General features: G+C 72.9%; 15 protein-coding genes and 1 pseudogene. 7 read left to right on the top strand and 9 right to left on the bottom strand.

From position 1 onward, the window contains the following. The first annotated feature begins 13 nt into the window (after positions 1-13). From IE153_RS24520 to IE153_RS24510, 3 genes are all read left to right on the top strand, one after another. Positions 14-1030, top strand: a complete 1017-nt coding sequence (locus IE153_RS24520) for an asparaginase (protein ID WP_189592013.1) — start codon at positions 14-16, stop codon at positions 1028-1030. 120 nt (positions 1031-1150) lie between these two features. After that, positions 1151-2560, top strand: coding sequence for an aspartate ammonia-lyase (gene aspA, locus IE153_RS24515; protein WP_189591970.1), 1410 nt, complete (start codon positions 1151-1153; stop codon positions 2558-2560). A 34-nt stretch (positions 2561-2594) separates the two neighbouring features. Then, positions 2595-3527 (top strand): glutaminase, encoded by a 933-nt coding sequence (locus IE153_RS24510; protein ID WP_189591969.1) that lies wholly within the window; start codon positions 2595-2597, stop codon positions 3525-3527. Positions 3528-3555: 28 nt separating this feature from the next. On the opposite strand, the gene IE153_RS24505 is transcribed toward IE153_RS24510, so the two are convergent. After that, positions 3556-4317: an alpha/beta fold hydrolase gene (locus IE153_RS24505; protein ID WP_189591968.1), complete on the bottom strand. Its 762-nt coding sequence runs from the start codon at positions 4315-4317 to the stop codon at positions 3556-3558. A gap of 163 nt (positions 4318-4480) precedes the next feature. Here IE153_RS24505 and mptB point away from each other — a divergent pair, with 163 nt between their 5' ends. Next, positions 4481-5875, top strand: a complete 1395-nt coding sequence (mptB, locus tag IE153_RS24500) for a polyprenol phosphomannose-dependent alpha 1,6 mannosyltransferase MptB (protein ID WP_189591967.1) — start codon at positions 4481-4483, stop codon at positions 5873-5875. Then, positions 5872-7257: a glycosyltransferase 87 family protein gene (locus IE153_RS41770; protein ID WP_229829146.1), complete on the top strand. Its 1386-nt coding sequence runs from the start codon at positions 5872-5874 to the stop codon at positions 7255-7257. The genes mptB and IE153_RS41770 overlap by 4 nt, the downstream gene beginning before the upstream one ends. A 59-nt stretch (positions 7258-7316) precedes the next feature. Here IE153_RS41770 and IE153_RS41765 read toward each other — a convergent pair. The 4 genes and pseudogenes from IE153_RS41765 to IE153_RS24480 form a co-directional block, all read right to left on the bottom strand. Further along, positions 7317-8069 (bottom strand): annotated as a pseudogene (locus tag IE153_RS41765) (D-alanyl-D-alanine carboxypeptidase family protein); the annotation flags it as partial. A gap of 173 nt (positions 8070-8242) precedes the next feature. Further along, on the bottom strand, positions 8243-9385 hold the full coding sequence (rho, locus tag IE153_RS24490; protein ID WP_189591965.1) for a transcription termination factor Rho: 1143 nt from the start codon (positions 9383-9385) through the stop codon (positions 8243-8245). 259 nt (positions 9386-9644) lie between these two features. Further along, positions 9645-10472 carry a class I SAM-dependent methyltransferase gene (locus IE153_RS24485; RefSeq protein ID WP_189591964.1) on the bottom strand — a complete coding sequence of 276 codons (828 nt, stop codon included), beginning with the start codon at positions 10470-10472 and terminating at the stop codon, positions 9645-9647. 70 nt (positions 10473-10542) lie between these two features. After that, complete coding sequence (locus IE153_RS24480; RefSeq protein ID WP_189591963.1) at positions 10543-10941, bottom strand: nuclear transport factor 2 family protein; 399 nt, start codon at positions 10939-10941, stop codon at positions 10543-10545. Between the two features lie 69 nt (positions 10942-11010). Between IE153_RS24480 and IE153_RS24475 the strand changes: the two genes are divergently transcribed. Both IE153_RS24475 and IE153_RS24470 read left to right on the top strand, forming a co-directional pair. After that, on the top strand, positions 11011-11574 hold the full coding sequence (locus tag IE153_RS24475; protein WP_189591962.1) for a PadR family transcriptional regulator: 564 nt from the start codon (positions 11011-11013) through the stop codon (positions 11572-11574). A gap of 4 nt (positions 11575-11578) precedes the next feature. Next, positions 11579-12298, top strand: coding sequence for a class I SAM-dependent methyltransferase (locus IE153_RS24470; protein ID WP_189591961.1), 720 nt, complete (start codon positions 11579-11581; stop codon positions 12296-12298). Positions 12299-12319: 21 nt separating this feature from the next. Here the strand turns inward: IE153_RS24470 and IE153_RS24465 are convergent, their stop codons facing one another. The 4 genes from IE153_RS24465 to IE153_RS24450 form a co-directional block, all read right to left on the bottom strand. After that, positions 12320-13141: an alpha/beta fold hydrolase gene (locus tag IE153_RS24465; protein ID WP_189591960.1), complete on the bottom strand. Its 822-nt coding sequence runs from the start codon at positions 13139-13141 to the stop codon at positions 12320-12322. Between the two features lie 54 nt (positions 13142-13195). Continuing rightward, positions 13196-14005 carry a GntR family transcriptional regulator gene (locus IE153_RS24460; protein WP_189591959.1) on the bottom strand — a complete coding sequence of 270 codons (810 nt, stop codon included), beginning with the start codon at positions 14003-14005 and terminating at the stop codon, positions 13196-13198. Positions 14006-14134: 129 nt separating this feature from the next. Next, positions 14135-15301, bottom strand: coding sequence for a serine hydrolase domain-containing protein (locus IE153_RS24455; protein ID WP_189591958.1), 1167 nt, complete (start codon positions 15299-15301; stop codon positions 14135-14137). A gap of 111 nt (positions 15302-15412) precedes the next feature. After that, positions 15413-16381, bottom strand: a complete 969-nt coding sequence (locus IE153_RS24450; protein WP_189591957.1) for an acetylxylan esterase — start codon at positions 16379-16381, stop codon at positions 15413-15415. Positions 16382-16629: the final 248 nt, after the last annotated feature.

The following is a 16629-nucleotide window of genomic DNA, read 5'->3' as shown; positions in this document are numbered from 1 at the left end:
GAAGCAGGCAGTGATGTTCAGCAGTTCACTCGCGGACGCACCCCTTGTCCGTGAACCCGTCCACGCCCCCGTCGCCCACCTCATCCGCGGCGGAATCGTCGAAGGCATCCACTACGGCTCCGTCGTCGTCCTCGACGCCGACGGAGAGGTCCGGCTCCAGATCGGAGACATCGAGGCCGCCTTCTACCCGCGCTCCGCGATCAAGCCCGTCCAGGCCGTGGCCATGGCCCGGGCCGGGCTGCCGCTCGACGGCGAGCTGCTGTCCCTGACGGCGGCGAGCCACTCCGGCGAGGAACGCCACCTCGCCGGCACCCGGCGCATCCTCGAACTCGCCGGACTCACCGAGGACCACCTGCGCAACGTCCCGGACCTGCCGTTCGACCCGGTCGTCCGGGACGCCTGGGTGCGCGAGGGCCGACTGCCCTCACGGCTCGCCCAGAACTGCTCCGGCAAGCACGCGGCGATGCTCTACACCTGCGCCCTCAACGGCTGGCCCCTGGAGAACTACCTCGACCCCGGCCACCCCCTCCAGCAGGCCATCGCCGAGATCGTCGAGGACCTCACCGGGCAGCGCATCGCCCGGGTCACCGTCGACGGCTGCGGCGCGCCCCTGTTCTCCCTCTCCCTGCACGGCCTCGCCCGCGCCACCGCCCGGATCGCCACGGCCGCGCCGGGCACGCCCGAGGCCCGGGTCGCCGACGCCATGCGCGAGCACGCGGAGATGGCCTCCGGCTCCGGGCGGGACGTCGCCGCGCTGATGCGGGCCGTGCCGGGGCTGCTCTCCAAGGACGGCTTCGAGGGCGTGCAGGTGGCTGCGCTGGCCGATGGGCGGGCCGTTGCGGTGAAGATCGCGGATGGTGCGAACCGGGCCCGTGTGCCGGTGACCGCTGCGGCGCTGGCCCGGGCGGGCGTCGACCCGGAACTGCTCACCGAGTTCCAGGGCGAGCCGCTGCTGGGCGGTGGCCGGGAGGTCGGGCGGGTGCGGCCCGTTCGTTCGCTGGAGCCGGTCGCCGGTGCGGCCCGCGCCTGACGCCGTGCCGGATCTCCCCGTCGGCGGCTGCGGGCCGCACGTGGCCGGTCGCGCAGTTCCCCGCGCCCCTTTCAGGGGCACTTCCCACCCTGCACCTCAGAGAAGAGGACCCTCACCGTCATGACCGCCGCCACCCGCTCCGAGCACGATCTGCTCGGTGACCGTGACGTTCCCGCCGAGGCGTACTGGGGTGTGCACACCCTGCGGGCCACGGAGAACTTCCCCATCACGGGCATGACCATCTCCGCCTACCCGCACCTGATCGACGCCCTCGCCGCCGTCAAGGAGGCCGCCGCCCTCGCCAACGAGGAACTCGGCCTGCTGGACCCGAGGAAGGCCGCCGCCATCGTCGAGGCCTGCCGGGAGATCCGCGACGGCAAGCTGCACGACCAGTTCGTCGTGGACGTCGTCCAGGGCGGCGCCGGCACCTCCACCAACATGAACGCCAACGAGGTCGTGGCGAACCGGGCGCTGGAACTGCTGGGCCACGCCAAGGGCGAGTACGGGTTCCTGCACCCCAACGAGGACGTCAACCTCGGTCAGTCCACCAACGACGTCTACCCGACCGCCGTCAAGATCGCGACGGTGTTCGCCGTGCGCGGGCTGCTCGACGCGATGTCCGTCCTGCAGGACACGTTCGCCCACAAGGCCGTCGAGTTCCGCGACGTGCTCAAGATGGGCCGCACCCAGTTGCAGGACGCGGTGCCCATGACCCTGGGTCAGGAGTTCTCCGCGTACGCCGTCATGCTGGACGAGGACCGGGCCCGGCTCGCCGAGGCCGTCCAGCTGATCCATGAGATCAACCTCGGCGCCACCGCGATCGGCACCGGCCTCAACGCGCCCGCCGGATACGCCGAGGCCGCCCGCCGCCACCTCGCGGCCATCACGGGACTGCCCCTGGTGACGGCGGCCAACCTGGTCGAGGCCACCCAGGACTGCGGCGCCTTCGTGCAGATGTCCGGCGTGCTCAAGCGCATCGCGGTCAAGCTCTCCAAGAGCTGCAACGACCTGCGGCTGCTGTCCTCCGGCCCGCGCGCCGGCCTCGGCGAGATCAACCTGCCGCCCGTGCAGGCCGGTTCGTCCATCATGCCGGGCAAGGTCAACCCGGTCATACCCGAGGTCGTCAACCAGGTCGCCTTCGAGGTCATCGGCAACGACGTCACCATCACCATGGCCGCCGAGGCCGGACAGCTCCAGCTCAACGCCTTCGAGCCGATCATCCTGCACTCCCTGTCGGAGTCCATCACGCATCTGCAGAGCGCGTGCCTGACCCTGGCCGAACGCTGCGTCTCCGGCATCACCGCCAACACCGAGGCGTTGCGCGCGAGCGTCGAGAACTCCATCGGCCTGGTCACCGCCCTCAACCCGCACATCGGCTACACGGCCGCCACCGACATCGCCAAGGAGGCCCTCGCCACCGGCCGGGGCGTGGCCGAACTGGTCCTGGACAAGGGCCTGCTCCCCGCCGAGACACTCGCCGGCCTGCTGCGCCCCGAGGTTTTGGCAGGCAGCGGCCAGGCCCCGGCCTGACCCACGAGAGCGCACCGGGACCGGCGGAGGGACAATGGCGATCATGACGTCGACGACGACCTTCCAGCCGGTCCTGGAGCGCATCGCCGAGGAGATCGAGCGGACCCCCGGCCGCGGCAGGCCCGCCGACTACATCCCGGCGCTCGCCGCCTGCGACCCGCGCAGCTTCGGCATGGCCGTCGCCGACCTCGACGGCACGGTGTACGGGGTGGGGGACTGGCGGCAGCCGTTCTCCGCACAGTCCCTCACCAAGGTCTTCACCCTCGCCCTCGACCTGTCCCGCGAGGGCGACGCCCTGTGGGAGCACGTGGGCCGCGAGCCCTCCGGCAACCCCTTCAACTCCCTCGTCCAGCTGGAGTACGAGAACGGCATCCCCCGCAACCCGTTCATCAACGCGGGCGCCCTCGTCGTCACCGACCGGCTGCACACCCGTACCGGCGACGCCTCGGGCGAACTGCTGGCGTTCCTGCGGGCGGAGAGCGGCAACCCCGGCCTGGCCTTCGACGAGGAGATCGCCGCCTCGGAGACCGCCCACGGCGACCGCAACGCCGCGCTCGGCCACTTCATGGCGTCGTACGGCAACATCGACAACCCGGTTCCGATGCTCCTGGAGCAGTACTTCCGGCAGTGCTCGCTCGCCGCGTCCTGCGCCGACCTCGCCCTCGCCACCGGCTTCCTGGCCCGGCACGGCATCCGTGCCGACGGCACCCGCCTGCTCACCCTCAGCCAGGCCAAGCAGATCAACGCGATCATGCTGACCTGCGGCACCTACGACGCGGCGGGCGACTTCGCCTACCGCGTGGGCCTGCCCGGCAAGAGCGGCGTCGGCGGCGGCATCATCGCGGTCGTACCCGGCCGCTGCACCCTGTGCGTGTGGAGTCCGGGCCTGGACGAGCGGGGCAACTCGGTGGCGGGCGTGGCGGCGCTCGACCGCTTCACCACCCTGACGGGTCTGTCGGTGTTCTGACCGGCGGTGCCCAACCGCCCGGGGGTCCTCAGCGGAGGAACTCCTCCAGCATCGGCAGCAGCAGATCCGTGCGCTTCATGAGCGCCATGTGCGTGGTGTCCGGCAGCACCGACAGCCGGGCGTCGGGGATCAGGTCCCGCATCTCGGCGGCGTGCTCGACGCGCAGGAAGTCCGTGTCGCCGAGCACCAGGAGCGTGGGCGCCGCGAGGCCGCGCAGGTCGTCCGCGGTCCAGGGCAGCGGGGCGTGGGCCGCGGCCCCGCACTTGGCCATGAAGGCATCGAAGTGGCCGGGGTCCGGAGCGACGGCCGCGTAGGCCTCGGCCATCTCCCGGAAGTCCGCCTGGCTCGGCAGCCTCGGTGAGGCGTACTCGGGGTCCCGGACCTCCTCGTAGTAGCCGTCCTGCCGGTAGTGGGTGGCGGCGAGGACCAGTCGTCCCACGCGCTCGGGATGGCGAACCCCCACGTCCAGGGCGGTCAGGCCGCCGAGGCTGAAGCCGAGGAAGTCCGCCTGTCCGATGCCCAGCTCGTCCAGCAGGCCGACCACGTCCGAGGCGAGGTGCGGCACGCTCATCTCCCGCTCGATGTCGGCGGTGTGCCCGTGGCCCTGCAACTCGGGAGCCACGACCCGGCGCGTGGCGGCGAGGGCCGGCAGGACGGCCCCGAAGGACAGGCCGATCGTGAGCACACCGCCGTGCAGCAGCACCAGGGGCCGCCGCCCGCTGTCGGGGCCGTGCAGCTCGTAGTACATCTCCAGGCCGTTGACCTTGGCGTATGCGGAGCCGGTGGTCATGGGATCACGTCCGTTCGGCGGTGCGCTGATGCCGGTTGGACTCCCGCCGCGGCGGGAACTCATCGGCCGGTGATCACCGGCCGGTCACGAGCAGGCCGCCCTTCGGAGAGGGGCGCGTCCCCTTTCGGCCATCCGTCGTTGGCACGCTGCCCGAGTGTTGGCCATGGCTTTCCCCGTCGATCTCCGCCGCTGCCAGGTACTCGGCCTGGCCGGTACCGCCTGCCTCGCCCTGGGTGGTGAGACGGCCGGCGCCCTGCCCGTGGAGGACCTCCTCCACCCGGCTTCCGCCCGCGCCGCCCTCGGCCTGGTCGGCGTGTACTTCGGCGTCGTCCTGCTCATCGTGGCCTGGCTGCTGCTGGGCCGGCTGGTCCGCGGGCCGCGACCACCTCAGCCCCGCTCCCTGCTGCTCGTCCTCGCCACCTGGGCGGCCCCGCTGCTCCTCGCCCCGCCGCTGTTCAGCCGGGACGTCTACAGCTACCTCGCCCAGGGGGCGATGGTCCAGGAGCACCTGGACGTCTACGCGCACGGGCCGGCCCGGCTCGGCGGTCCGCTCGCCGACGAGGTCGCCCCGCTCTGGCGGCACACCGGCGCCCCGTACGGCCCGGTGTTCCTCGCCGTCGCGGCGGCGCTGTCGGGTCTGACCCGCGGCGAACTGCCCGCCGGACTGTTCGGGATGCGGCTCGTCGCCCTCGCCGGCGTGGCCCTGATGGCGGCAGCGCTGCCCCGCCTCGCCCGCCACAGCGGCGCCGACCCGTCCGCAGCCCTGTGGCTCGGCGCCCTCAACCCGCTCGTCCTGCTGCACCTGATCGCGGGCGCCCACAACGACGCCGTCATGCTCGGCCTGCTCGGCGTCGGCCTGGTGGCCGCGCTCGGCCGGTGGCCGGTTCTCGGCGCCGTCCTCGTCACCCTCGCCGCCTTGGTCAAGGCGCCCGCCGCGCTCGGTCTCGCCGCCGTCGTCGCCCTCCAGGTGCGCGCGGGCCGCAGCCCGGCCAAGGCCCTCGTGACGACCACCCTCGCGGCAGCGGGGACCACCGTCGCCGCGACGGCCCTGGCCGGAACCGGATACGGCTGGATCGGCGCCCTGAACACCCCCGTCTCCCCCCAGAACTGGGCCCTGACCACCCTCCTCGGTCGCCTCACCCGGGCCCTGCTGGAGCACCTCGGCAGCGATCTCGCGCCGCTGGCCGTCCCCGCCTGGCACGCGCTGGGCATCGCGGCCGCCGTGATCGCGATCGCGCTGATCTGGCTGCGGCTGCGCCTCAGGCCGGTGTACGCGCTCGGCCTGTCCCTGGCGGCGGTGGCCGCGCTCGGGCCGGCGATCCGCCCCTGGTACGCGCTGTGGGGCCTGTTCCTCATCGCCGCCGCCGCACCGAGCACGTCGGTGCGTCACCGCACGGCGGCCGTCACCGGCGTGCTCGCGCTGAGCGTGCTGCCCAGCGGCGGCCCGGCCGACACGGGGCAGCTCGTGCTGGCCGTCTCCGGCGGCGCACTCGCGGTCGTCGTGCTGTGGCAGGCCCACCAGGCCGAACTCGCCCCGGCGCTGGGACGCGCGGCATGACCCCGGCCCTGCCCCGCACCGACCGGGGCCGGCTGCTGCTGGTGCTCGCCCTCGCCACGCTGGTGACGGTCTTCACCGCGACCGTGCCGCTGCTGCGCGACTGGTTCGACCTGCGCGTCTACTACGGCAGCATCGACGCCTGGGTCCACCACGGCGGCCGCCTCTACGACTACCGGGTGCCCGGCACGACGTACGGCTTCACCTACCCGCCGTTCGCCGCGGTCGCCATGCTGCCGATGGCCCTGCTGGGGCTGCACACCGCGATCGCCGCGACCCTGCTGCTCAACCTGGCGGTCCTGGCCGTGATCCTGCGGCTGCTCGCGGGACCCGACCGGCGGCGTCACGGCTGGTTCGGCTGGGCGCTGACCGCCTGTCTGCTCGCCCTGTTCGAACCGCTCCGCGACACCATCGGCTTCGGCCAGGTCAACTTGTTGCTGCTGGCGCTCGTCCTCACCGACGCGACGCTGCTCGCCACCGGGCGCGGACGCCTGGCGGGCGTCGGCATCGGTCTCGCGGCGGCGATCAAACTCACGCCCGCGCTGTTCATCGGTCTGCTGCTGGTGGCCGGACGCCGGCGCGCGGCTGCCGTCGCCACGGCCGTGGCCCTCGGCGCCACGGCCCTCGCCGCCTGGGTGGACCCGGACGCCTCGCGCTTCTACTGGACGGAGGCGCTGTGGGACACCGACCGCGTGGGACGCCTCGGGTACGTCTCGAACCAGTCGGTGCAGGGCACCCTGGCCCGGCTCGGCGAAACGGACCGCGCGGTGTGGGCCCTGGCCGTGCTGCTGATCCTCGGCGTGTGGGCGGTGCGGGCCCGCCGTGCGGTCGCGGCGGGGGACTGGACGGCGGCGTTCGCCCTGACCGGTCTCGCCGCCTGTCTCGTCAGCCCGATCACCTGGGTGCACCATCTCGTATGGCTGCTGCCCTCCTTCGCCGTGCTGGTCCGCGCGGGGCGCCTCCGGGTGGCGGGCGCCCTGTACGCCGTGCTGTGCACGAGCGTGGTGTGGCTGTGGTTCGACGACGCGTCCGGCGTCGACGGGTTCCTGGGCAGCAACACCTACGCCTGGATCACCCTGGGCCTGCTGCTGTGGCTGCCGGTGGGTCAGCTCCGCCGGGGTCTGCGGACCGGAAGCCGCAGCACCAGCACCACGACCGCCGCGCCCGTACCGGCGGCGCCCGCGATCATCCCCGCCTCCGTCCAGACGGACCCGTGCTCCTCCGGCACGGCCGCCGCGACCGCGGGCGGCGTCGTCGCGACCGGCCGCGCGGACGTGCCCGGCGCGCCGAGCGAGCCCACCGCCTCGACCCTCCCGGCCGACCTGAAGCCCCAGTCGAGCAGGGAACGGGCCTCCTCGTACACGGCGGACCCGCCGCCCTCCTGAGGGTTCATCACCGTCACGACCAGGGTGCGCCCGTCCCTGCGCGCCGCGGCGACGAGCGTGCTGCCCGCCTTGCTGGTGTAGCCGTTCTTGATGCCGATCAGCCCCCGGTACGGCTTCACCCCCTTGGCGCCGCTCAGCAGCCGGTTGGTGTTGAGGATCGGGTACGACCAGGTGCCGCCGCCGGGGAATCTGGCCTCGACGGTGGCGCAGTACCGGGCGAAGTCGGGGTTGCGCAGCCCCACCCGGCCGAACACGGCCAGGTCGTACGCCGACGACACCTGGCCCGGTGCGTCGTAGCCGTCGGGTGACACCACGTGGGTGTCGCGGGCACCGAGGGACCGGGCCTTGGCCTGCATCCGCTGGGCGGTGACCCGCCAGCCCCCGTTGAGCTCGGCCAGGACGTGCACGGCGTCGTTGCCCGAGTTGAGGAAGACACCGCGCCACAGATCGGAGATCAGGTACGTCCGGCCCTCGGCGACCCCGACCAGGCTGCTGCCGGCACCGATGCCCCGCAGCTCCCGCTCGCGGACGGTGTGCCGGACGCCCGCCGGCAGCCCGGGCAGCACGGTGAGGGCGAACAGGGTCTTCAGGGTGCTGGCCGGAGGCAGCTTGCGGTGCGCGTTGTGGGCGGCGAGCACCTCTCCGGTGCGGGCGTCGGCCACCAGCCAGGACAGCGCGGAGACCTCCGGGAGGCGCGCCACTCCGGTACGCGGGCGGACCTGGGTGCCGGGTCGGTACAGCAGCGAGGGGTGCGGGGCCGCGGCCCTCGGCCCGCCCGGCGGAGTGGGCTCCGCCCCGCCGGGGTCGGCCATCGCCGCGGGCGTCAGCGCCAGCAGCCCCGCCATGCCGAGCGCACCGGCCGACACGGCCACCCGGGAAGAGAATCCGATGATCATATGATCAAAGTAGAAAACGGACATGCTTCTCATGGCGACGACGGGGCCGCGCGGCGCGCGCCGGCACCCGGATGGCTGATCTCCTCGCGTCAGCCCGCAGGCAGCGTCGGCTGGATGCGTCGCAGGAACGTCGCGTTGTCCGGCGTCTCACGCATCCGCTCCAGGAGGGTCTCCAGACCGCCCTGCCCGTCCCGGCCCTGCAGCACGCGCCGCAGGCCGTGGACGGCCGCCAACTCGCCAGGCTGAAGCAGGAGTTCCTCGCGGCGAGTGCCGGAGGGGGCGATGTCGACGGCCGGGAACACCCGGCGCGACGCCGGGTCACGGCTCAGGCGGAGCTCCATGTTGCCGGTGCTCTTCAGCTCCTCGAAGTAGAAGTCGTCGGCCCGGGAGCCGGTCTCCACCAGGGCGGTCGCGAGGATCGTGAGGGAACCGCCCTCCTCGGCCGACCGGGCGGCGCCGAAGAACCGCTTGGGGCCGGTCAGCGCGGACGCGTCGACGCCCCCGGTGAGGATGCGGCCACCGGAGGCGGCCGCGTTGTTGTGCGCCCGGCACAGCCGGGTCAGCGAGTCGAGGAGGACGACGACGTCCTCACCGGCCTCGACGAGCCGCTTGGCGCGCTCGATCACCAGGTCGGCGAGCGCGATGTGCTGCTTGGCGCTGCGGTCGAAGGTCGAGGCGTACACCTCGCCCCGCACACAGCGCCGCATCTCCGTGACCTCCTCGGGCCGCTCGTCCAGCAGCAGCATCATCAGCCGGCACTCGGGGTGGTTGCCGGTGACGGCGGCGGCGAGCTGCTGGAGGAGGACGGTCTTGCCGGTCTTGGGCGGGGCCACGAGGAGCCCGCGCTGGCCCTTGCCGACGGGGGCGATCAGGTCGACGACGCGGCCTGCCAGCCCGGCGGCCGGGTGCTCGAGTCGCAGCCGCTCGTGCGGGTGCAGCGGCGTCAGGTCCCGGAAGTGGCGCCGGCCGCGCGGGTCCCCGGGCATACGGCCGTCGACCCGTGCGACGTCGGTCAGACCGCGCCGGTCTCCGGTCACGCCCTCGACGAGGTTGCCCTTGCGCAGGCCGTACCGGCGGATCAGCGCAGGGGACACCGCGGCGTCGGCGGGTGTGGGCATGCAGTTCTCGCCGCGCAGGTGCCCCTTTCCGCTCGCGTCGATGTCGAGGACGCCGGACACGGTCCGGGCCGGGGACTCCTGCTGTACGGGCGGGTTTTCGAGTGTGGTGGTCATGGTGGTGGGTGTCCTTTCACGGACGGCAGGCATGAGACGTGCGAAGGGAAGGGGGAGTGCCGCGAAGGGAGGGCCTGTGGCGCGCTTCCGGACGGCGGGGGAACAGCACCTCGATACGACGAACACGTCGTGGTGCTGGAAATGAGGGAGAGAGATGGAACCGGCACCGGCGCCCACAGAGAGAGGGGCGTGCACGAGTGCTCTTTGCAATGTACCACCGAAAGCGGTGGATGTGGGCCGGATACCTCGGCGGGCTGGGTCAGCGCGTGGCCAGCAGCCCGTACAGCAACGGGATCCGCGGCTCGGGCAGGCGCCACCAGCCGGACTCCGTACGGACCATCTGCGGCCAGCGCGGCCAGGGAAGTTCGTCACCTTCCCGCAGCCGCCGCACGGCGAGTCCCGCATCCGTCAACGCGTTGAGGACCTCGCCCATTCCGTGCATCCACTCGTAACTGTCCGTGGCGCCCTCGACGGCCGGACCGTCCGTGTAGGTGTGGGTCCCGTTGCGGTGCACGGGCCCGGCGCCGCCCAGGTAGTCGTGGCGCAGGAGCAGCTCGGGTCCCTCGCCCGGGGCGGGCTTCGGTCCGAGCGCGTTGAGCAGGGGATGGAACTCGACGACGTACAGCCGGCCGCCGGGGCGCAGGAGCCGGCCGACGGTCCGCGCCCACCGGTCCAGGTCGGGGAGGTAGCACAGGGCGCCCTTGCCGGTGTAGACGACGTCGAACCGCCGCCCGTCCAGGGCCTCGACGGCGTCGTACACGTTCGCCCGGACGTACGTCACGTCGGCGCCGGCCTTCGCCGCGATGTCCTGGGCGGCCGCCACGGACGCCGCGGAGAAGTCGAGACCCACGGCCCGGGCGCCGCGCCGGGCGAAGGCGATGGTCTCCGTGCCGAGGTGGCACTGCAGGTGCAGCATGTCACGCCCGGCCAGCTCGCCGAGGTCCTCCCACTCGAACGGGGCGAACCAGCGCTCGGGATCGAGGTCCTGGTCGAGGCCGTAGAAGCGGCTGGCGAGATGGACGGGCGTGCGGGCGTCCCAGTTCGCCTGGTTGGCCCGCATCAGCCGGTCGTGCTCGGCGGACGTCATGGGGACATCCAACCCTGAACCGGCCGCGGGCGACGGGAGAACGCGGGAAACGGATCCATGGAGGTGTCGCTCAGTTCGAGCGGGCCCGCGCCTCCTCGGCGATCCGCTCGAACTGCTCGCCCATGGCCGCCGCGAGGGCCTGGGCTCCCGACAACGGGCGCACCATCACCGTGAATTCGTCGATGAGCCCGTTCTCGTCGAGATGGATGAAGTCGCAGCCGTTGATCTCCCGGTCGCCCACGCGCGCGGTGAAGACCAGGGCGTGGTCGCGGCCGCTCGCGTCGTTGATCTCGCGCACGTAGCGGAAGTCCTGGAAGACCCCGGAGACGGCCCGCAGGATCGCGGCCGTGATCGCCTTCCCGGCGTACGGCTTGAACACGACCGGGCTGGTGAAGACGACGTCCGGCGCCAGCAGCGCCTCGGCGGCGTCGAGGTCGAGCTTCTCGACCGCCTCACGGAATGCACGCATCGAAACCGCCTTAGTCAATTTGTTGAGTAGGTGCGGAGTAGATTAGTCACCGGTTGGTACGGTGTCCACATGTCTCTCAAGTACGCCGTTCTCGCGGCGCTCCTGGAGGGCGAGGCCTCGGGGTACGAGCTGTCGAAGGTCTTCGACGTGTCGCTGGCCAACTTCTGGGCCTCGACCCCGCAGCAGCTCTACCGCGAACTGGAGCGCCTCGCGCAGGACGGCCTGATCGAGGCCAGGGTGGTGCGCCAGGAACGGCGCCCCGACAAGCGCATGTTCACGCTGACCGAGGCGGGCCGCGAGGACCTGAGCTCGTTCGCCGCCGCGCCGCCCCGGCGGCCCACCGCCATCCGCGACGAACTCCTCATCAAGATCCAGGCCATGGACGGCGTGGACCCGGACGCGACCCGTGCGCTGGTCGAGGAGCGCGAGGCGTGGGCCCGCGGCAAGCTCGCCCGCTACCGGCGGGTGCGCGAGCGCCTCCTGGCCGGCCGCAGCGAGGAGGAGTACCTCCGGGAGACCGACCGTGTCGGCCCCTACCTCACCCTGATGGGCGGCATCGGCTTCGAGGAGGAGAACCTCCGCTGGTGCGAGCGCGTACTCACCGTCCTGAAGCAGCGGGCTCCCCTAGGCTGAGCCGATGTTCAGCCCCGAAGGACCCAGTCTGCGCGAACTCGCCGTCCAGGCGCTGTCGTCCGTCGAGCGCGGCTACGACCTCCTCGCGCCGAAGTTCGACCACACGCCCTTCCGGACACCGGTCGCGGTCCTCGACGCCGTCGGGTCGGCGCTGCGGCGGGTGGGGCCCTTCGACGCGGGGCTCGACCTGTGCTGCGGCACCGGCGCGGGCGTCGAGGTGCTGGAGCGGGTGTGCCGGGAGCGCGTCACCGGCGTCGACTTCAGCGCGGGCATGCTCGACGTCGCCCGGGAGCGCGTGCGGGGCCCGCGGGTCTCCTGGGTCCGGGCCGACGCCCGCGCCCTGCCCTTCGCCCCCGCCTTCGACCTGGTGGTGAGCTTCGGCGCCTTCGGTCACTTCCTGCCCCGCGAACTGCCCGGCCTGTTCGCACAGGTCCGGTCCGTCCTGCGGCCGGGCGGCTGTTTCGCGTTCCCGCTGGTCGCCCCGCCCCGCCCGGGCTCGCTCGGCTACTGGACGCTGCTCGGCTTCGACACCGTGATGCGGGTGCGCAACGCGCTCCGGCGGCCTGCGTTCGTCATGTACTACCGCGCGTTCCGCCTCGGGGACGTGCAGCGCGAACTCGCGGCGGCCGGATTCGGGGTGGAGCTCCAGCCGCTCCCGGAGTTCGGGCGGCGGCCGGACGGCAGCCCCCGGGTGCGGTTGGTCATGGCCCGGCGGCCGGGCTAGGTCCTGGTGCCGAGGGGCTCGTCAGCCACGAAGGAAGTTCAGCAGATCGTCGTTGAACGCCTTCTCGAAGTCGCCGACCAGGCCGTGCGGGGCGCCCGGATACACCTTCAGCGTCGCGTCCTTGACGAGTTGGGAGGTGCGGTGGGCCGAGGCGGCGATCGGCACGATCTGGTCGTCGTCCCCGTGCGCGACGAGCGTCGGCACGTCGATGCGCCCCAGGTCCTCCGTGAAGTCGGTCTCCGAGAACTGCGCGACGCAGTCGTAGGCGCCCTTCAGGCCGGCCTGCATGCTCCACATCCAGAACGCCCGCCGCACGCCCTCCGACACGGCGGCGCCGGGCCGGTTGAAGCCGTAGAAGGCCTCGCTCAGCTCCCAGTAGAACTGCGAGCGGTCCGCCGCGACGCCGGCGCGGATCCCGTCGAAGGCGTCCTTCGGCGTGCCCTCCGGATTGGCCTCCGTCCGCAGCATCAGCGGCGGCACCGCACCGAGCAGCACGACCTTCGCGACCCGCGCCGTCCCGTGCCGCCCGATGTAACGGGCCACCTCGCCGCCGCCGGTTGAGTGGCCCACCAGGACCGCGTCGGTGAGGTCCAGTGCCTCGATCAGCTCGGCCAGGTCGTCGGCGTACCGGTCCATGTGGTTGCCCTGCCACGGCTGGCCCGAGCGGCCGTGTCCGCGGCGGTCGTGCGCGATCGCCCGGAAGCCGTGCTCGGCGACCAGCCGGGCCTGCCCGTCCCACGCGTCCGCGTTGAGGGGCCAGCCGTGGCTGAACACCACGGGCTGCCCCGCGCCCCAGTCCTTGTAGTAGAGCTCGGTTCCGTCGGAGGTCGTGAACGTGGTCATGGGGATCCTCTCGGGGGTCGCCTGGGGAGCCGTGCCGTGTCTCGATGATCTCCGTCATCTCCGGGAACCCGCGTCGGCAGTCCGCCGAACGGGTGACGGGCCACGGTCGGCCGCGGGTGTCGCGGCGCGGCCCGGCAGGGTGAACTCGTACACCAGCGCGTCCTGTTGGGCGTCCACCACGAGATCGGTGATCTCCAGCGGGCGGGCGTACTGGTCGTGCACCTGCCGCGTGACCCGTACCGACGGGGCGTTCGCGAGGCGGGTGATGGCGTCGCGGTGGTGCAGGGTCAGACCGGCCCGGCGCATCCAGTCGTAGGCCCTGCGCAGCTGCGCGGCGGCGGTGCCGTCGGCGCGGTCGCGGTAGCGGGCCAGCTCCTCCACCTCCGCCAGCGCCACGGCGGAGAACGACGTCACGGCGGTCCGCAGGCCCTGTCCGTCGGCGGTCGCGTACCGGTAGCGGTGGATCAGGGTGGGACGGCCGGGTGCCAGCCGCAGGGCCTCGGCGTGCTCCGGCGGGGGCGGCTCCCAGGTGACGGTGGCGCGGGCGACACGGCCCGGGGCCGCGGCCCCGGCACCCACCGGGAAGGTGAGCGACGCCGGGGTCTCGACCGGCAGGCCGGGCAGGGTGGCGTGGCTGCCGCGCCGGTCGGTGGTGACCAGGCCGTCGCGGCGCAGCAGCTCCAGCGACTGTCGTACGGTCTCCCGGCTGACTCCCAGGTGACCGGCCAACCGCCGTTCGCTCGGCAGTCGTTCACCGGGCGGGATGGTGCCGTCGCGCAGCTCGCCGAGCAGCTCCGTCGCGATCCGGCGGTACAGGGGTTCTCCCTCGGACGGCGGGGGATCGTGCGGGGTGGTGCGGGCCATGCCGCCCCTCCTGTGGGTGACGTTCGGTAGCCGTTCGGGCTCGGTGCGCCACCAGATCTAGCATTGGTCTAAACCAGCTGGGAAGGGTGGCCGGGCGGTTCGGCCGAAACCGGCCGCCCGCGCCCGCCCTCACAGCGCGCCGTACAGGGCGTCGACCAGCGCCATCTTTCGAGGGTCGTTGGCGATACGGGGCCCCATCCGGTTCATCACATAGCCGAGGGACACCCCTGCCTCCGGGTCGGCGAGCCCGCAGGAGCCGCCGAAGCCGTCGTGTCCGAAAGCGCGCGGGTTGGGTCCGTACGAGCCGTCGGGACCGCTGAGCCAGAGCCCGAGCCCCACCTCCGTCTCGTGCTCGAAGCCGGCGCCGAGTACCAGGTCCCGGCAGCCGCCCTGCCCCTCACGCACCCGCTCGGCCGACTCGGGGGACAGCAGACGATGGCCTCCGTGGGCACCGCGCCCCGCGAAGACGCCGTACAGCGCGGCCACCGCACGCGCGGTGCCGTGCCCGTTCGCCGCCGGGATCTCGGCGGCCCGCCAACCGGGGGTGTTGGCCCCGTCGGCGGACACCGCCGGGTTGGTCAGCGCGGCGACGGCCGCGGGCACCAGCTGGGCGAAGACCGCTGCTTGTTCACTGCTCGCGGTGACCGCCGGCTGGACCAGCTCGGCGGCCCGGCCGTGGTCCCGCTCCGGCAGACCGATGCCGAAGTCGATGCCGAGCGGCCCCGTCACCTCCCGCGCCAGGAAGGCCCCCGGCCGCAGCCCCGACACCCGCCGCACGACCTCGCCGACCAGATGGCCGTAGGTCAGTGCGTGGTAGCCGGATCGCGTGCCCGGTTCCCACCAGGGCTCGGTCGCCGCGAGCCGCTGTGTGGTCAGCTCCCAGTCGCAGAGCTGCTCCAGCGAGTGTGGCTCCCGCAATCCGGCCAGACCGGCGCGGTGGGACAGCAGGTGCCGAACGAGGACCTTGTCCTTGCCCGCCGCGGCGAACTCGGGCCAGTACACGGCCACCGGCGCGTCCAGGTCCAGCAGCCCCCGGTCGGCGAGGATGTGCGCGCACAGCGCCACCGGCCCCTTGGTCGTGGACCACACGTTGACCAGCGTGTCCCGCTCCCACGGCCGGGAGCGGGCCGCGTCCGCCCAGCCGCCCCACAGATCCACCACGGTCTCGCCGCCGACGGTGACGGCCACCGCGGCGCCCAGTTCGCCCCGCTCCCGGAAGTTCTCCTCGAACGCCTCGCGAACCGCGGTGAACCGCGCGTCGCAGTGACCGTGCACCTGTGCCTCGTTCTCGGACATGAGCCCCTCCGCCGACCGTCCCGGGCCCGGGACGCCGCGTCGCGGCCCGGGCGCGAAGAACGTACCGACTGGTCGGACCGGGTGGAAGTCCGCCGGCGGTGAACGGCCGGATCAGATGTACGAGCGCATCCAGCGCAGCTTGGCCGCCTGCTGGTAGGGGCCGCCGCCCTCGTGGTCGTTGAAGTCGTAGACCTCGATCGACTTGTCCTCGTGGTCCCAGGCGTTGAAGGCCGCGAAGACGGTCGAGGGCGGGCAGGTCTGGTCCTCCAGGGCGGCCGAGAAGAGCGCGGGGGCACGGCCACGGGCGGCGAAGTGGACGCCGTCGAAGTAGGACACCGTGCGCAGGGCGTCCTCGGTGCGGCCGCGGTGCGTCTTGAGGTAGAGGCCGATCTCCCGGTACGGGTGCCGGTCGGTGATCGTTGCCGCGCGCGGGAAGTCGCACAGGAACGGCACGTCCGGCGCGATGCCCGCCAGGTCCGGGACCAGGCCGCCCACCGCGATGGTGATGCCGCCGCCCTGGCTGGAACCGACGGCCACCGTGCGCGCCGGGTCGGTGAGGGGGTGCGAGCGGGCGGCCTCGACGGCACGTACCGCGTCCGTGTAGACCCGGCGGTAGTAGTAGTTCTCCGGGGCGTCGATGCCGCGGGTCATGAAACCGGGGTACGCGGGCGCCCCGCCCACCGGGTCCGCCGTGCCGCCGCCCCCGCCCCAGGCGCTGCCCTGCCCGCGGGTGTCCATCACGAAGTGCGCCCGGCCCGAGGACGCCCACAGCAGGTGCTCGTGCGGCAGCCCGCGCCCGCCGCCGTAGCCGATGAACTCCACGACCAGCGGCAGCGGTCCCTCCGCCCCGGCCGGGAGCGTCAGCCAGCCCTTGACCGGGTGACCGCCGAAGCCGGCGTACGTCACGTCGAAGACCTGGACGGTGGACAGGCCCGTGTCGACCGGTTCGAAGCGGGCGTCCAGGTCGTGAACGCGCGCCTCCTGGAGGGTCTTGGACCAGAACGCGTCGAAGTCCTCGGGCTCTGTGGCCGCGCTGCGGTACTCGCGGAGTTCGTCGAGAGGAAGGTCGAACAGGGCCATGTAGGACCGCCTTGGGTGAGGAGCAGCTACGGGGGCAATGCGGATGATCACACTACGTGGGTGGTCGGAGGACTGGCCAGGGTTTTGTTCTGGTCTGCCTCCGGGGCGCGGCCCGCTCGGGGCTGCTGAGGCGCTGGTCACAGGCGTGGAAGCGGGATCCTTGCGGAGGTGCCGGGGGAGAGCTCACGTGCCAGGTGGTCGGGTCACCTGGTGTTCACCGGTCCCCTTGGCCCTCGGGGGGGCGACTG

This window comes from Streptomyces massasporeus, assembly GCF_014648995.1.
GTDB lineage: Bacteria > Actinomycetota > Actinomycetes > Streptomycetales > Streptomycetaceae > Streptomyces > Streptomyces massasporeus.
Note: the sequence above shows the minus strand (reverse complement) of the source record. Positions and strands in the feature narration are given on the sequence as shown.

What these genes read in the sequence shown, in the direction of transcription:
- aspA (WP_189591970.1), top strand. Translation starts at nt 1,151, where the DNA reads ATGACCGCCGCCACCCGCTCCGAGCACGATCTGCTCGGTGACCGTGAC.
- IE153_RS24470 (WP_189591961.1), top strand. Translation starts at nt 11,579, where the DNA reads ATGTTCAGCCCCGAAGGACCCAGTCTGCGCGAACTCGCCGTCCAGGCG.
- rho (WP_189591965.1), bottom strand. Translation starts at nt 9,385, where the DNA reads ATGACCACCACACTCGAAAACCCGCCCGTACAGCAGGAGTCCCCGGCC.
- IE153_RS24485 (WP_189591964.1), bottom strand. Translation starts at nt 10,472, where the DNA reads ATGACGTCCGCCGAGCACGACCGGCTGATGCGGGCCAACCAGGCGAAC.
- IE153_RS24475 (WP_189591962.1), top strand. Translation starts at nt 11,011, where the DNA reads ATGTCTCTCAAGTACGCCGTTCTCGCGGCGCTCCTGGAGGGCGAGGCC.
- IE153_RS24460 (WP_189591959.1), bottom strand. Translation starts at nt 14,005, where the DNA reads ATGGCCCGCACCACCCCGCACGATCCCCCGCCGTCCGAGGGAGAACCC.
- IE153_RS41770 (WP_229829146.1), top strand. Translation starts at nt 5,872, where the DNA reads ATGACCCCGGCCCTGCCCCGCACCGACCGGGGCCGGCTGCTGCTGGTG.
- mptB (WP_189591967.1), top strand. Translation starts at nt 4,481, where the DNA reads ATGGCTTTCCCCGTCGATCTCCGCCGCTGCCAGGTACTCGGCCTGGCC.
- IE153_RS24480 (WP_189591963.1), bottom strand. Translation starts at nt 10,941, where the DNA reads ATGCGTGCATTCCGTGAGGCGGTCGAGAAGCTCGACCTCGACGCCGCC.
- IE153_RS24510 (WP_189591969.1), top strand. Translation starts at nt 2,595, where the DNA reads ATGGCGATCATGACGTCGACGACGACCTTCCAGCCGGTCCTGGAGCGC.
- IE153_RS24465 (WP_189591960.1), bottom strand. Translation starts at nt 13,141, where the DNA reads ATGACCACGTTCACGACCTCCGACGGAACCGAGCTCTACTACAAGGAC.
- IE153_RS24450 (WP_189591957.1), bottom strand. Translation starts at nt 16,381, where the DNA reads ATGGCCCTGTTCGACCTTCCTCTCGACGAACTCCGCGAGTACCGCAGC.
- IE153_RS24520 (WP_189592013.1), top strand. Translation starts at nt 14, where the DNA reads ATGTTCAGCAGTTCACTCGCGGACGCACCCCTTGTCCGTGAACCCGTC.
- IE153_RS24505 (WP_189591968.1), bottom strand. Translation starts at nt 4,317, where the DNA reads ATGACCACCGGCTCCGCATACGCCAAGGTCAACGGCCTGGAGATGTAC.
- IE153_RS24455 (WP_189591958.1), bottom strand. Translation starts at nt 15,301, where the DNA reads ATGTCCGAGAACGAGGCACAGGTGCACGGTCACTGCGACGCGCGGTTC.